Source organism: Nocardioides cremeus (assembly GCF_030518195.1).
In the GTDB taxonomy this organism is placed as follows: Bacteria; Actinomycetota; Actinomycetes; order Propionibacteriales; family Nocardioidaceae; genus Nocardioides; species Nocardioides cremeus.
In genome coordinates this window covers 1-283 of the sequence record NZ_JAULSC010000206.1, presented here as the reverse complement: position 1 = coordinate 283, position 283 = coordinate 1, and the positions used below count along the sequence as shown (strand labels likewise).

Below are 283 nucleotides of genomic sequence, written 5' to 3'. Positions count from 1 at the left end.
CGTATCACTCCAGCACAGAAAGGAAGATTACTTGCCACCAAGTAGAATTGCTTCTAAAAGACCTAGAAGAATTACGATTCTTTCAAAATTGACAACAACATGGCATCCCCATACGGTCTCACAACGGAGAAAGGACTCAGCGACTTCCTTTCTGCAACCCAGTCAGGACACACCAACGTAAAGTTACTGTCAGGCGGCACCGCAAACTACGTCTACCGGTGTACAAAGGAGGACGGATCCACAAGCATCTTCAAGCACGCTGCACCATACCTCCACAGCAACA

1 protein-coding gene is annotated in these 283 nt (G+C 47.7%); it reads left to right on the top strand.

Annotated elements, in window-relative coordinates:
• Positions 1-99 precede the first annotated feature (99 nt).
• A partial coding sequence (locus QWJ41_RS21030) for a hypothetical protein (protein WP_302710431.1) occupies positions 100-283 on the top strand: 184 nt, incomplete at its 3' end.